This is a genomic window from Dyadobacter ginsengisoli DSM 21015 (genome assembly GCF_059568735.1).
Window position 1 is genome coordinate 143,645 of record NZ_JCANTY010000001.1, and the last position, 15,738, is coordinate 159,382.

The window sequence follows — 15,738 nt, forward strand, 5'->3', positions numbered from 1 at the left end:
GTGTACCAGCTGAAATTGCGGTATTACGCATCGGGAAGCCCGTTGGTGCGTGTGTCGGTGAATGGGAGCGTGGCAGTGGCCTCGCTGGCCCTTCCATCGACGTATACCTGGAACATCGTCTGGCGGGAGGAAACTATCCCGGTTACGCTGGCTGTGGGCAACAATACCGTGCGGATCCAGGGGTTGCCCGGTGCCAGCACCCGACAGGACAAGGTATGCGTAACAGGTGGCGCGTCGGGTAATGCAAGACTCGCAGTAGCTGAAAACCAAGCGGGGGATTGCAGTATCATCCAGGCATTGAACGTGTTCCCCAATCCGGCGGTGTCAGAGTTCGCGGTCAGTTTCAGCCACACCCGCACCGGGGAGAGCATTCTGACTGTCATGGATATGCAAGGGAAGGTCTGGTTTGATCAGAAAATAAAAGGCCATGGCAATCACCAGGAAAAGATCAGATTGCACCAGGCGCCTTCGGGAATTTACTTTTTGCAAATCAGGCAGGGTGACCGGGCCGCAATTAAAAAGGTACTCATTACGAACTAGGTGAACTATTACCTGTGGCCGCGGGAATTGATCCAACTGCTCGTGAAGGATGGTTTGGGTCAGTCCCGCGGTTATTGATGAACTCTTATCAGCATGATCATGGCAGCCATACAGAACGGTGCAAACGGGATGAATACGGACGGGTATGTGCGGGTATTGCTTTTCGAACTGGATTATTTGAAACAGGAAAATGCTAACCTGAAAAACGGGCTTTCCAAGGCGCTGCAAAACAAAGCGAGCCGCAATTTTATAGAGAAGGCCGAAGAGTTTCAGCAAATGTTCATTAACAAGGATCAGGTGATCGACCTGTTCCGGCACGAAGTAACGTCACTCGCGACGGAGAGCCCGCTTGATGGCATGAATGGGCAGGAGTCTGAAAAGGTCGTGCAAATGCAGCAGGAGATCGAAGTCCTGATTACCTGCTTTTTTGAAATGAAGACCACGTTCGAAAAATACCTGTCGGAGATTTAACCTGTTGATCCTTAGTTGTGCATGCCGGCCAGCTTTCTGTAATTGAGTATACGGATATGGCTTCCTTCCAGACTGATCAGGTTTTCATTTTTAAAATCACTCAGGGTTCTGATCAGCGATTCTTTGGCTACGCCTGCAATGGATGCCAGGTTATCCCGGGACAGGTCTATGAAATAGCCTTCTTTTTTTTCTTTGTTGTATTTTTCGACAATTGTTACCAATGTATCCGCTACTTTTTTTCGCAGGGAATTGTATGCCGTAGCCAATAGTTTATTCTCTTTTTCATTGATATTTTCAGCGAGTATTTCAATGAATTTTTTCATGAGAGACGGGCTGTTTCCAAGTACTTTTTCGAATTCGAACCGGGGGATGACGGCCAGTTCGGTATTTTCCAGCGCCTCCGCAGATTCCCGGTAATTTACATTTTCCAGAACGGCGGTGTAACCGATAAAATCGCCCTCGCTGTACAAGCCTACGATCAGTTCTTTTCCGTCTTCGTTTTTTCTGAAGGTTTTCACCTTCCCTTTGCAGATGTAGTAAAGCCGGGCCGGATGATTACCCTCGGTATACACCATTTGTTTTTTCTTGTAATGATTGATATTCCTGTTTTCTTTTAACCTGTCGAGGCATATTTCGCCCGGTGGCAGATCCGTAAGTTCGTTGAGTCCGGGCGTATCCTCATGAATTTCGCTTTTGAGTTGTGCATTTTTCTTTAATCGCCGCTCGACTGCGCTGAGCAATTCGGAGCCGTCGAAAGGCTTGGTAATGTAGTCATCGGCGCCCAGGTCCATGCCCTTTCTTATCTCGGCCCGCTCGGATCTGGCGGTCAGAAATATAAACGGAATATTCCGGAGTGCGCTGTTTTTCTGTACGAGATGCAATACACCATAGCCGTCGAGCTCGGGCATCATAATGTCGCAAATGATCAGGTCGGGCATTTGTTCCAGGGCCGTACTAATGCCAATTTTGCCATTGTCAGCGGTCAGAACCAGGTAATTAGCCAGCTCCATAATCTCGGCCATGTTCTCTCTGATCTCCGCATTATCTTCTATCAGTAGTATTTTTTGCATAACGGGCTGCATTAGTGGTTTTCAATCGCAAACGTGATCCTGAAAGTCGAACCTTCGCCGACATTGCTGACGCAGCCAATGGATCCGTTCATTAACTCCGTGTACTTCCTGATGATGTGTAGTCCCAGACCTGTCCCCTGGATATTGTTGACGTTACTTCCCCGGAAAAACCTTTCGAAGAGGTGTTTCTGGTCCTCCGCCGAGATTCCTATTCCTTCGTCGACGACGGAAAGCACCAGGCTTTTCGCGGTCCTGGCGCTGCTAATGCCGATTTGTTTTCCTTCCGCTGAAAACTTTACGGCGTTGGAAATCAGGTTCATCATGATGTGTTTGAGCAATTCGGGGTCTAGCCATATGATTGGGCTGCCTTCGTGTTTATAAGTAATGTGCTGGCCTTTTTTAAGGATACCGTCGAGTTCGCCGATCAGGTTCCTGATGTTCTGCCGGATGTCGAAATCGGTGTTGCGTACCTGTATTTTCCCCTCCTCGATTTTACCTACGGAAAGGAAGTCGTTCAGGATATTGGTGAGCATATTCACAGAGGACACAATGCGCTGCACGTGTTTTTCCCTTTTTGAATAGTCATCGGCACCCGGGTATTTAGAGATCAGGAAAGCAGAGGAAAGTATCGTGCTCAGTGGCGTCCTGAATTCATGGGAAGCCATGGAGACAAACCTCGATTTTAGTTCGCTGAGGTTTCTTAGGAAGCTGTTGGCCCGGTTCAGTTCCAGATCCTTGGCCTCAGTTTCAACCACCAGCCTGGCGAGGTTTTTGACTGTATCCGTCAGCGACCGTGTCCGTTCTTCAACGATATTTTCGAGCCGGGCATTCAGTCGGGCCAGATCCTGTTCCGCTTTTCTTTGACGGGAAATATCGCTGATGCAAGCCATGACTAACCTTTCGCCGCCCGCTTCATACCCCGTCAGATTTATTTCAACAGGAAAGCGGCTGCCATTCTTTCTGACGGCAAATACGTCCTGCCCCGGCTCCATGGCCAGTTTTTCGGGGTAGTTGTTAAAATGCAGCAAAGCAGAATGTTGCGCATCACCGAAGTACGACGGAACCAACTTTTGAAACGGCTGGTCGATGAGTTCGGCACCCTGGTAACCGAATTGTGTGAGCAAGAAAGGATTAGCCAGGACAATCCTGCCCTGTTCATTGGCAATAACGATCCCGATGGAAGTATTGTCAAATAATATGTCAAAGGCTATCTTGACATCAGCATACATTTTTCAGAGAGAAGAGGGGTAACCTATTCCAAATATACAATTACTTTTTGATAAAAACTGACGTATAACTGGTTAAAAATAAGGGCATTAAAAGGGTTGTTAAAGACGGCGTGACGGTAAGGTCCAGTCGCGGCTCTGATTTTCCCCGCCTTCTAATCCGCTATGCTGGATGACTTAGTGATTTTTACGTTTGCATATTGCCAGGACTGATCAAAAGCGGATTTGACCGCTTGCGCTTCGGGGGTATTTTTTTGCTGTATCAGGGAATTGTAGAGCCCGATCAGGGCCCAGCCGTTTTTCTTCCAGGTCAGCAAATCCTGCCGGTAAACACGCTCTGCTTCGGCATTTTTCCCGGCTTTGAGTAATACGGCCCCAAGGTGGTGCCGGACTGAGAAAAACCAGTCCGGCGGTTCATTATAGTTGAGATTGTCTTCGAGGGCAATGGCGTCCCGAAGCAGGTTCGCGGATTTGTCGAGCTGGTTTTCCTGCACGGCCAAGCCTGCTGACAAAACTTTGGAAGCAATCTGAACCAGATCATGGGTTGTGTTGATGTTCCAGATCGTGAGATGTTGCAGCGTGGTATCCGCCGCCAGCGAACCGAGTGCTGTCATTTCTTCCCGCGCATGAATACGGTCATGTTTCCCTAAGAATGCCATGCCTCTCGCGTAATGCCAGATAGCCCTCGGATACACCAGGTCATTGCCGGGGTTAGGCAGGGAAAGAATGCTATCCCACATCGAAAACTTTACGGCTATGTAATACGGTACGGTATAATAATGCTGAAGCGTACCCCACCCGGGTATACGCATGACCTCTTTTGCAGTGTATTGCTGAATTTTTTGTGCGGCCATCCATGCCAGGTCAGCGTCCCCTTCCAGCGTAGCCGTAGCCGCCAGGAAATGATAATTATGTGGAAAATAAGCCAGCGGATAAGCGCCCTGGGCATGGCAGGCGGTGATGTAGCTGCTGTCGGCTTTCACCGCCCGGATATTAGAGACAGAGCCCAGATGATAGTCACCGGTATTGATGTAAATGTGCGATGGCATGTGTAGCAGGTGACCGGCACCGGGAACCAGCGTGTCGAGCAGGCTGGCGGAACGCAGGGCCTTTTCTGGCGTAGCCGAGGTTTCCAGGGCATGGATATAAAAATGATGCGCGCCTGGGTGCCCGGGATTTTTTTTCAACAGGTTTTCCAGTACGGTCATCAGGGCCGGTGTCCAGGATTTGGGAGTCTTTGTCTTCTTATCATAGAGATCCCAGGGATGCAAATCCATCATGGCTTCGGCATACAATGCACCGATATCAGGATCGGAGGGGTATTGTGAATATACTTTCTCCATGGCTTTGGCATAGGCGATATCAAGCGGTAGCCTGTTTGCCGGCGGCTCTTTTGCATACCGGGCAGCTAGTGCCCCTATCAGCGCCCTTTCTTTCGGGGTGCAGCCTGCGGCCAGCTGCTGTGCTTTCATGCTGGCTTTCCAGGCACGCGGGAGATTATCTTCTTCCATCCCGGCATTATAATTGGGGCCCAACACATAGGCAATCCCCCAGTGGGCCATGGCGCAGGTAGAGTCCAGCCGGATGGCTTCGTGGAACGACCGGGCGGCCTCGGCATGGTTGAAGCCGTAAGCCAGCATCATTCCCTGGTTAAAATATGCCTGTACTTCCGGATTGGAAGTCGAGATCTTGAAATCGATGCCTTTCAACCCATCCAGCCTGGGGGCCTTTTTCCCAGAACCATACCAGTCAATGTCGGTTGTTTTGGGATTGTAACAGACCGTGATCCGCGAAGTACTGTCGGATAGCTGGTTTTCCTTCGCCTCCTGCTTTTTGAAGCAGGCTGAAAGAGTAATAATAATGAAAGCGAGGTAACAATGGCCGAGTTTCATAAATGTAGAAGGTTGAGTCATAGATCATCTGGATTGAACTCTGGGATCGCCTGTTACGGCATACACAAAAATAAAGGAATACAATGCTGTAAATGAGTGATTTGTGTACTTTTTAGTGTACGGTCGGTATGGGCTGTGCTGGCTGCATTTCAGCGACTTGGTATGGAGTTGCTCGTAGTAAGGTGACGGAGTTGCGTGGAACGGTGTAACCCTAAAAGAATTTGTTAATTTACATCCGAAAACACTTGGTAACGTTACTTCTGAACGTCTGAGTGCCGGTTGGGTCTAAGCACCTTTTCTTAATATATTCATATGATGGCCATTACTAAAAAAGCAGCGCTATGAAAATCCGAAGAATGACATGGCTGCTTTACCTGCCATTTTTTATCGCGCAGGCAGGATGCCGGCAGGAGGAAGAGCCCGGGGAACTACTATGCACATCGGATTTAAAGTATTTTACACTGAAAGTTTCCGGCAGTGCTTTGACGGACTTTTACACGATTCGCCTGTCCAATTCCGACACAATCCGGCATACCGCGAACGTGGACCTCAAACAGAATGTCTATTTGGTGTTGGATGACCGGTATCGGGAAAAACTGGAAAATCAACAGGATACTTTCCGTTTCATTGGCAAACGTGGGAACGGGATTGCAGTTCAGGAGGATTATGTTTTCCAAGCCGACCATTGCCATATCTCCAAAGTGAGCGGTGCCAGCGAGATTTAGCGGAAAACCGAAAGACAGTATTCCCGCATTGTATAACGTCAGGCCGGCACCGGATGAATGCAGTCAGTGGCGCGGTTGTTGTCTGAAAAACCCGATGTTCAGATGTCTTTGGCCTTGTGCCCGCCGGAGCTGGTGTCTTTGAGAAAGGGCGTTAACGGCCAGAAAATTGCAGACACAATGGCCTTGGCCCAGTTGGGATTGTTTTTTCGTGACTCCTTAGCGCAATACCAAAGCAGAACGGTTATTGCCAGTATCCAAGCTATGATCATGATCGCTTCCGGTTAAGATTGTGTGAAATTTAATGTTAAATGCTGTTTTGTAATTACATAACAAAAAATGTTCCATAAAGGGTAACATCGCCTGACTGCTGGTAATGTTTCTGAACACGCGATTTTTTGTCAGACTCTGAAACGACCGCTATTAAGATACATTCTTGGCAGAAGAGGCGCGGCCAGATAATTATTTTGCGTGCCTGTTTTGAATTCCTTTCAAAATAAGTAAAATGCAGAAATTTTGCTTTTTTGTCCTAACTACAGGCCAGGCTAATGCCAGATCTTACGCTTCCGGATTCAGAACTTTGGTGCCTTATTAAAGAGGACGACCAGGCCGCTTATGCCACGCTCTTCCGGAAATACTACCCGGCACTGCTCGGTTATGGTAAATCGCTGACCAGCCAGCACGGGCTTGCGGGTGATTGTGTGCAGGAAACGTTTATCGAGATCTGGATATACCGGAGGAACCTGGCCGTTCCATCTTCCGTGAAAGCCTATCTCCTGGCCGGTGTGCGTAGGAGGATTGCGCGGCGCCTGGAACGGGACAGGATCTTCAGACATGCGCAGGATATCGGTGAGGGTGAGTTCTGCTTCCATTTCACACCGCTTGATCAGATGATCTCCGATGAGGAGACGCACAGGCAGGTGTATCAGCTCAACTTGCTCCTCAACCAGCTACCTGTCCGTCAGCGGGAGGCACTTTATCTCCGGTATCACCAGCAGCTCGATATCGACGACATTGCCCGGCTGATGCAGATCAATCCCCAATCTGCCTCCAATCTCCTACACCGTGGCATTAAGCATATCCGGGCCGCCTGGGTGGGAGAGTTGCATACCTTCGCATTGCTCCTTTGCCTGTATTTCTGAAGTTTTTCCGGAGAAATTTGAAAATGGGTGAGTATCACCCGGAATTGCCGTCCTCTCCTGCTTGAAAACCTTTAATTCATGCAGCGAGAGAGCTATTCTACGGTTACGCAATTCTGCGATGATGCTTCGTACCGGAACTGGGTTGTTACAGGTCGTGATGACGCTGGCTGGCCGCAGTGGCTGGAAGCGAATCCCGGCAAGCTAGCGCTGGCGCAGGAAGCGCGGTATCTGATCCTGGCGGTTGGTAGTGACGCTGCCGGTGTCACGCCCGACGAAACGGACAGGGCGCTGGAACAGGTCTGGTTGCAGATCCACGAACGGGAAAACCAGGTACGGCCGTTGAAGCTTGCAACCTGGTGGCGTGTGGCCGCAGCCGTTCTGATTTTTGCCCTTGGTTTGACCTGGTACTTCGCGCGCAGCAACTCCCGCAGCAAAGAAATTGCTCTGCGGCCACAATCCGCAATACCGTTGGCAAGCAGAGATATCGAGCTGTACAACGATTCGAAAAGTGCGAAGCTGGTTAATCTGGAGGATGGAAGTACCGTCATTCTCCAACCCGGTGGAAAGCTGAGTTATCCGGGAAAGTTTGCGGTGGAAAAACGGGAAGTCCATTTGTCGGGAGAGGCGTTTTTTGAGATCAGTAAAAACCGGCGCAGGCCGTTCCTGGTCTACACCAACGACATTGTCACAGAGGTTGTTGGGACGAGCTTCCGCATCAAAGCTGCCGATGACCAGCCCGAAGTGGAGGTGTTTGTTAAAACCGGGGAGGTTCATGTACGGCAGATCAAGACAGAAAATCCCCAGGCGGAAAAGGTAATCCTGCTTCCGAACCAATCGGTTAGTTTTCTGAAATCTACAAACCTGTTTGAAAAGCCGGAGACCAAAGATATTCCGAAGCGGGCCATCGAATACCTGAATTTTGACTTCACCGACGCACATATCGAAACGATTTTCTCGGCCATCGAAAGCGCGTACGGCGTCACGATCGACTATCCCGAGGAGGCCCTGCGCAACTGCTACCTTTCCACTTCGCTTTCTGATGAACCGCTCCTGTCGAAACTGAAAATCGTCTGCGAAAGTATCAGCTCCGGTACGCAATTCCGAATGGAAGGCAACCATGTGATTGTAGAATCTTCAGGATGCAATTAATAGCCCACTGTATGCCTATGAATTAATTCCCGCACGCAAAAAAAGAGCCGGACAAGTTTGCAGCGCGCCCGGCTCCTGAATACCACAACTCCACTAGCATAACGCCTCGGGAGAGGGGTGCTATTGCCCAATTTTTCTGTCGAATCGAAACAATAACCTGTCAAATCTATGAAGAAAACTTTGACTGCCAAGCACCTGTTGTGTCAACTCTTGATGAAATCGTTACAACAAATCTTCCTGATGATCGTCTTAGCCCAGATGGCAATGGCCGGGCCGCTGGCTGGTCAGAACCTGTTGGAAAAAAGAGTTACACTTAACCTCAACCGTACTACGCTGGGCACCGCCCTGCAGCAGCTCGAAAAAGCTGCCGAAATTAAATTCTCATACAACTCGCGGACATTGCCGTTGAAGTTCACGGTCAGCCTGAATGCCCAGAATGAGCCGCTTGCAGCCGTGCTCGACAAACTGTTGCTCCCGAACAAGATTACGTACAAGCAAGTGAGCAACCGCATTGTGCTCCGGAATCAGCCAGAGGTGATCAATACGGCTGAACCAGCCAGGGAGCCCGTCGTTTCACCGTTTGTGACGGTTGTCGAGGACAGGCCGGTGGTGGGAAAGGTTTCTAATGACAAAGGAGAAGGCCTGCCCGGGGTGAATATCGTGATCAAGGGAACCCAGCGCGGGGCGGTAACCAATGCGGACGGCAGTTACAGCCTGCTCGTGCCCGAGGGTGCCCAAACGGTGGTTTTTTCATTCGTAGGGTATTTTTCGCAGGAAATCGTGGTTGCTCCTGATCGTACAGCGCTGGATGTCTCCCTTAAAATTGACGAGAGGGCACTGGAAGAAGTGGTAGTAGTGGGTTACGGAACCCAAAAGAAGGTGAATCTGACCGGATCGGTAGCGACGGTCAATATCGATAACATGCAAAGCAGGCAGGTGAGCAACAGCCTGGCCGCATTGCAGGGACAGGTTACGGGTCTGCGCATCAGCCAGGGTACGGGTATGCCCGGGCGTGAGAGCGTTTCGCTACAATTGCGTGGGGCGAGCTCGTGGGGGACCAATACAAGCCCGCTGGTATTGGTAGACGGCGTCGTAGGATCGCTGGATGTGCTGCCTATGTCGGATATTGAAAGTATTTCCGTGCTTAAAGACGCAGCTTCGGCATCCATTTATGGTGCGCGTGCAGCCAACGGGGTGATCCTGGTGACGACCAGGCAAGGGAAGAAAGGCAAGCCCACACTGACTTATAATATGTCGCTGCGGAGCCAGTCGCCCACAGGTGTCCCCAACCAGATTTGGAATTCGGGGCAATACATGGATCTTTTCAACAAAGCTGTCGCACGGAATGCAGTGAGCGCAGTGCCTTTTCCTCAGTCACTGATCGATAAGTACAAGGATCCCAATCGTAATAAAGACCTGTTTCCCGACTACAATTGGGCAGACGCGGTCTGGAAATCGGCGCCGATGCAGGAGCACAATGTCGGGATCAATGGCGGCTCCGATGTTTTCAAATACAATATGTCGGCCGGACTTATCGATCAAAAAGGGGTTTTGATGGGGCATAAATACAAACGTTTCAATGGGTTGGCAAATCTTTCTACTACGATCAATAAGTACATTACCGTCGGTACGAATGTCAGTTACATGAAGGGTAACTCGGTTTCGCCCTATTACGAAAACCAGAATTTCGTATTGATGACCATGACGCAGGCCCCGCTCGTGAAGCCCTATCTTCCCGATGGCAGCGGCCGTTATACCGACAAAGCAATTCCCACCGGCGTAGGCGGTACCCAGAATAACCGGAATCCATTCTGGATCGCCAACGAAACCTACCGGGACTATGAAGACTGGCAAGCTAATATACAGGGCTGGCTCGATGTAAATTTCCTGCAAACTGAGAAAATGGGCCTGAAATGGAGTTCCAAATATGCGACAAGATTTGCCGAGCAGTTCAGGAATGTCTATCACTACGGCGCCGATGCCTATTATTACCTGCCCGAAAACGAATACACGTCCGGCGGTGCCAATGTGTATCAAAAAGGAACACCTTTCGGGCCGGAGGCATTGGGTGTGACCAATCAGAATTATCGCACCCTGCTGAATACCTTCTATTCGTCGTTGAACTGGAACTGGAACCCGGAGCGGCAGGACATTTCACTGATGGTGGGATATAGCCAGGAGGAACAGAAATATCGCTGGCTGGGCGGAACCCGCAATGTTTTTCCAGTCAAGAACATGTACGAGCTCGACGGGATGGGCCCTTTGAACCAGACCTCCACCGGTGGGCTCACCGAATGGGCCTTTCAATCGATTTTCGGCCGTGCTACCTATGCACTTGCACAGAAATACCTATTGGAAGCCAATTTCAGGTATGACGGCACTTCCCGCATTTACAAAGACAGCCGCAGGGGCTTTTTCCCTTCCGCTTCGGCCGGATGGCGGATCAGCGAGGAGGCTTTCGTACGGGAAGGTGCCAACTGGATCGACAACCTGAAACTGAGGGCGTCGTACGGGCTGCTTGGAAATGCCAATATTAGTGAGTATCGGGTCGGAAACACGAATCTTGGCGAATATCCATGGCAGGAGACCTATGTTTCAACCACGTATGCGTTTAATGAAGCGCTTGCGCAGGGCGTCCAGCAAACTGCCTTCAGGAACCGGTCGCTGAGATGGGAAAAAACCACGATCGCAGATATCGGGCTGGATTTTAACCTCAAAAACGACCGCATTTATGGTACGATCGACTGGTATAACAAACTCACTACCGGCATCCTGGCGGGTGCGATTATCCCGGCCGCGGCAGGTATGTCGGCTCCGGTTATTAACTATGGTACGCTCCGAAACTATGGTGTGGAAGTAGAGCTGGGGCACAAAGGCAAGATCGGCGCAGTGGAGTATGGAGTCAATGCGCAGGTTTCTGTGAACCGGAACAAAGTGGTGAAGTTCCCAGCACCTGCATACAGCGACAGGATCATCCAGGAAGGCCTTCCATACCGGGATTATTATCTGTATGAATACACCGGTCTTTTCAAATCGGAAGAGGAGTTGAAAGCCGTTGTAACGCCCGGTAATCCACAGTTGGGCGACATCAAGTTCAAAGACCAGAATAATGACGGCAAGATCGATGGCAACGATCGCACGCGCGTGAAAGGTGCCTATCCGAACTTTATTTATTCATTCGGAGGTAACCTGAGGTGGAAAGGTTTCGACCTTGCTTTTTTCTTTCAGGGTGTTGAGGGACAGAAGGTAAGGACATATTTCTTTGGGGAAGACCCATTTTCGCAGGGTTCTTCACCCCATCCCAAATTCCTGGACGCCTATGATCCTGTGACCAATCCGAATTCGGATATTCCGGCCATTTACGGCTGGGGATATGCACCGATGACCGGCGGAACGGCCCAGAATTCGACCTATTTTCTTAAAGACGCCTCGTATCTGCGCCTCAAGAACTTACAGATCGGGTATACGATACCGGCGTCCATTACCAAAAAGGTGGGTATCAATCATTTGAAGATCTTCCTCACGGGCGACAACATTCTCACATTCACCAAGTATCCCGACCTCGACCCCGAACGCGCTGGCGATGGCTGGCATGCCCAGTATCCACAGCTCAAAGTATACTCTGTGGGGCTGAACGTGAGATTCTGATCGGTTTAAACAGATGTCATTTGATTTATAAAGATATACTCGATATGAAAACTTTTCTGAACCATATTCTTTTGCCGGTTTTGCTAGCTACCACCTTAATGAGTTGCAGTGATTTTCTGGATAAAAACCCTCCCCAGGAAATTGCCGCCGGGCAATTCTGGACCTCGGAGGGCGATGTTCAGATGGGCGTGGCCGGATGTTATGCCCGGTTGAAAGGTACTTACCTGACCTGGCACCGCAGCTATTTCGATGCGACTGTCGACAACGGCTGGGCACAGCATTATGGCGATATCCGGCTGATGCAGTCGGGGACACTCGACCCGGCCAATTCCGGAGCACCCAAATCACTTTACCTCTCGTGCTACGAGGGGATAGCGAGCTGCAATACTTTTCTCAAGAATTTCACAAAAGTGGCTTTGCCGGACGCAGCGGCGAAAGCCTATGAAGCCGAGGTGCGGTTTCTGCGGGCCATGTTCTATTTTGAGCTGGCCCAGCATTGGGGCGGAGTGGTGATTTACAGAGAGGTGCCTTCGGATATCGAGCAGTTGAAGATCGCCAAATCCTCCAAAGAGGACGTTTATAAATTCATTGCTGAAGACCTGGCTTTCGCAGTTGCGAATCTGCCGGACGATGCATATAAGTCGGGGCACGCCGTTAAAACCAGCGCCTTGGCGTTGCAGGCGCGGATTGCGCTGTTTCAAAGCAAATGGGATGATGTCATTGCATTGACCTCTTCCATCATTTCTTCCAATAAATACGCGCTCGCAACCGACCTGGAATCGCCGTTCATCAAGGGAAAAGGGCAGGCCTCGTGCCCGGAGATTATTTTTTCTGTTAAATACATCGAAACCAGGGACGGGCGCCAATCTGCTGACGGTGGCCAGGAAGTGGAGTTCTTCCGTTGGGGCGGCCTCGCGCCGACCAAAGACCTGATAGACGAATATGAAACGGGTGACCTTCGTCTAAAAAAATGGTACTATTTTTCTCCGAACAAAACGACTTTTCAGCGGGAGGACGGTTTTAAATTTCAGACCGAGTTTACGGCCACGAATTATGGTTTGATCAAATTCGCGGCGATCTGGGACCCGGCCCGCTTTATTCCGAGCGAGCGCGACATCCTGACTGGGCATGATATCGTTCTTTTCCGGCTTTCGGACATTTATCTGATGAATGCGGAGGCACAAATGGAGAAGGCGGGGGGCACCACTTCCGACGCCAGGGCCCTTTCTTACGTGAACGCCATCCGAAGCCGCGCGGGCGTACCCGCATTGCCAACGCTTACCCGAGCACTCGTGCGAAAGGAGCGTAGGAGAGAGCTGGCATTTGAAGGGCTGCGGCTGTTCGATGTGATCCGCTGGCGCATCGGAAAGGATATCAATGACAAACTGATCCACAGCAATATTAAGCTGAAATGGGACGATAAATTCTATATTTGGCCATTCTCCCAAAGTGAAATAGATATTAACAAAGCCCTGGTACAAAATGAGGGATATTAAGAATCGTTTTTCCTTGCAAATCATGCTTGCCGGCGCATTGCTGTGCCCATTTTGGGCCAGCCACGCCCAACCGGCTGCAAAGCATAACCTTCGTTTCGAAAAACTGGCCAGAGTTTGGGATGAGGCACTTCCGCTCGGGAATGGTACTATCGGAGCGTTGATCTGGGAACGGGAAGGCAAGCTGCGTTTCTCGCTCGACCGGGCCGACATCTGGGATAAGCGTCCGATGGCCGGCCTGCACCGGGAGGAATTCAGCTATAAATGGGTGCAGGAACAGGTTCGTAAAAAGGAATATAAGCCTGTTCAGCAATATTTCGATGCGCCTTACGACCGGGAACCTGCACCTTCCAAGATCCCGGCGGGTGCGCTGGAATTCAACCTGCCCGCAGAATGGAAGGTAAAAAGAGCAGAAGTACAACTCGCATCGGCGACTGCCGAGGTGGAGTGGTCGAATGGAATGGTGCTGAAAACCTTTGTTCACGCAACCCAACCGGTGGGCTGGTTTCGCTTTGAGCATGTGACGCAGGATATGGTGCCCGAGATCGTCGCGCCTCGGTACAGCGGTGCAGTGAAGGAGGGTGGTGAGGTCAATTCGCTGGTGGGAGACGACCTGGCGCGCCTGGGGTACAAACAGGGCACCATCACCCGTGGCACAGGCGGCATTACCTATCTCCAGGAAGGCTGGGGCGGGTTCAGCTACGAGGTTTCTGTGCAATGGAAGCCGCTTCAAAACGGTGTGACTGAAGGGGTATGGAGCATTTCTTCGCACGATCCGAACACGACGGTGGCGCGGTCAACGGTGGTCACTTCTGATGCATTAAAGGATACCTACGCGTCTGCCGTTGCGTCACATACTGTCTGGTGGAACAAGTTCTGGGGAATGTCGTCGGTATCGGTTCCCGATCCGCTTATTGAAAAACAATGGTATCTGGAACAATACAAGTTTGGCTCGGCAGCCCGGCGTGGTGCTCCGCCCATCTCATTACAAGCGGTGTGGACAGCCGATAATGGCCGGATTCCGCCGTGGAAAGGGGATTACCACCACGATCTGAACACGCAGCTCAGTTACTGGCCCGCATACAGCGGTAACCATTTGGAAGAAGCCCTGGGGTATCTCGATCATCTGGACGAAAACAAAGACAATTATCTGCGTTATACCAAACGCTACTTCGGTGCGGATGGACTGGCCGTTCCCGGCGTAACTACCCTCGACGGTACGGAAATGGGCGGATGGATACAGTATTCACTTTCTCCGACAGTCTCGGGCTGGCTGGCGCAACATTATTATCTGCAATGGCGGTATGGGATGGACAAGGCATTCCTGAAAGACCGGGCTTATCCCTGGTTCAGGCAGGTTTGCGGTTTTTTTGAGAATATCACGATTAAAAATGAAAAGGGGGAGCGGCAATTGCCGATCAGTTCGAGCCCGGAGATCCGCGACAACAAGCTGGAAGCCTGGTTTTCGCACACCACAAACTATGACCTGGCGCTGATCAGGTTCGCGTTTCAGGCCGGGTCGGAGATCGCATTGGCAGCAGGAGACCGGGAACAGGCCCAGAAATGGCAGAAGATGCTGCTCGAATTCCCTGCATTTGCGTCAACAGCGAATAGTGAGCTCATGTTTGCGCCATCGCTCGCCTACAATGAATCCCACCGTCATTTCTCCCATCTGATGGCCATTCACCCATTGGGTCTTATCAGATGGGAGGATGGCGAAGAGGCACGGAAAACGATCCGAAGTTCCATTGCATTGCTCGATAAAATCGGTCCGGATTACTGGTGCGGATATTCGTACTCCTGGCTGGCCAACCTTAAAGCACGTGCCAAAGACGGCGAGGGTGCTAAAAAAGCTTTGGAGACCTTTGCCCGTGCATTTTGTCTGCCCAATAGTTTCCACGCCAACGGCGATCAGACCAAATCGGGGCTGTCCAAATTTACTTACCGGCCATTTACATTGGAAGGGAATTTCGCATTCGCAGCAGGCTTGCAGGAAATGATGCTGCAAAGCTATGCCGGTTTTATCGAAATCATGCCGGCCATACCTGCGGAATGGAAAGATGCCGCGTTCAAGGATTTGCGGGCGGAAGGAGCGGTGCTGGTCAGCGCAAGTAAACGCGACGGCAGGATCGTGTCTGTGAAGTTGTCGGCGGAACGGGACGGCGCTGTTGTCCTGAAAAAGCCTTTTGAAAAGTACCGCGTCGTATCGGCCAATGGAATACGGATCGTCAGGGATGCGGGGGGTATGATAAAGCTCCAATGTCAGCCGGGCGGAAGCATAGCATTTTCCTCATCTGCCCGATAACAAATGCAAGATCAGTTTTATTGAAAAAATGGTTAGCGAAGTGTTTGCCTTTTTATTATGAAAAAGCACATTGCCAGGAC

The 15,738-nt window shown here is 50.7% G+C and carries 12 protein-coding genes; 8 read left to right on the plus strand and 4 right to left on the minus strand.

The genetic code is table 11. From position 1 onward, the window contains the following. A partial coding sequence (locus BP71_RS00450; RefSeq protein ID WP_496375443.1) for a T9SS type A sorting domain-containing protein occupies positions 1–540 on the plus strand: 540 nt, incomplete at its 5' end. Positions 541–639: 99 nt separating this feature from the next. Continuing rightward, entirely contained in the window at positions 640–1,011 is a 372-nt protein-coding gene (locus tag BP71_RS00455) for a hypothetical protein (protein WP_496375445.1), read from the plus strand. Positions 1,012–1,022: 11 nt separating this feature from the next. On the opposite strand, the gene BP71_RS00460 is transcribed toward BP71_RS00455, so the two are convergent. From BP71_RS00460 to BP71_RS00470, 3 genes are all read right to left on the minus strand, one after another. After that, entirely contained in the window at positions 1,023–2,081 is a 1,059-nt protein-coding gene (locus BP71_RS00460; protein ID WP_496375447.1) for a response regulator, read from the minus strand. Positions 2,082–2,092: 11 nt separating this feature from the next. Beyond that, on the minus strand, positions 2,093–3,310 hold the full coding sequence (locus BP71_RS00465) for a PAS domain-containing sensor histidine kinase (protein WP_496375449.1): 1,218 nt from the start codon (positions 3,308–3,310) through the stop codon (positions 2,093–2,095). 152 nt (positions 3,311–3,462) lie between these two features. Further along, complete coding sequence (locus BP71_RS00470; RefSeq protein ID WP_496375451.1) at positions 3,463–5,220, minus strand: tetratricopeptide repeat protein; 1,758 nt, start codon at positions 5,218–5,220, stop codon at positions 3,463–3,465. Between the two features lie 320 nt (positions 5,221–5,540). Between BP71_RS00470 and BP71_RS00475 the strand changes: the two genes are divergently transcribed. Further along, a complete protein-coding gene (locus BP71_RS00475) occupies positions 5,541–5,924 on the plus strand; it encodes a hypothetical protein (protein WP_496375453.1) in 384 nt (127 codons plus the stop codon). Positions 5,925–6,022: 98 nt separating this feature from the next. Here the strand turns inward: BP71_RS00475 and BP71_RS00480 are convergent, their stop codons facing one another. Then, positions 6,023–6,193, minus strand: coding sequence for a hypothetical protein (locus BP71_RS00480; protein ID WP_496375455.1), 171 nt, complete (start codon positions 6,191–6,193; stop codon positions 6,023–6,025). A 276-nt stretch (positions 6,194–6,469) separates the two neighbouring features. Between BP71_RS00480 and BP71_RS00485 the strand changes: the two genes are divergently transcribed. The 5 genes from BP71_RS00485 (at position 6,470) to BP71_RS00505 (ending at position 15,658) form a co-directional block, all read left to right on the plus strand. After that, a complete protein-coding gene (locus tag BP71_RS00485) occupies positions 6,470–7,063 on the plus strand; it encodes an RNA polymerase sigma factor (protein ID WP_496375457.1) in 594 nt (197 codons plus the stop codon). A 78-nt stretch (positions 7,064–7,141) separates the two neighbouring features. After that, on the plus strand, positions 7,142–8,212 hold the full coding sequence (locus BP71_RS00490; RefSeq protein WP_496375459.1) for a FecR family protein: 1,071 nt from the start codon (positions 7,142–7,144) through the stop codon (positions 8,210–8,212). A 168-nt stretch (positions 8,213–8,380) separates the two neighbouring features. Beyond that, positions 8,381–11,860: a TonB-dependent receptor gene (locus BP71_RS00495; protein WP_496375461.1), complete on the plus strand. Its 3,480-nt coding sequence runs from the start codon at positions 8,381–8,383 to the stop codon at positions 11,858–11,860. A 44-nt stretch (positions 11,861–11,904) separates the two neighbouring features. Next, entirely contained in the window at positions 11,905–13,356 is a 1,452-nt protein-coding gene (locus BP71_RS00500) for a RagB/SusD family nutrient uptake outer membrane protein (protein WP_496375463.1), read from the plus strand. Then, the gene (locus BP71_RS00505; RefSeq protein WP_496375465.1) at positions 13,343–15,658 is read left to right on the plus strand and encodes a glycosyl hydrolase family 95 catalytic domain-containing protein; all 2,316 of its coding nucleotides are present in this window, start codon (positions 13,343–13,345) and stop codon (positions 15,656–15,658) included. The genes BP71_RS00500 and BP71_RS00505 overlap by 14 nt, the downstream gene beginning before the upstream one ends. The last annotated feature ends 80 nt before the right edge of the window (positions 15,659–15,738 follow it).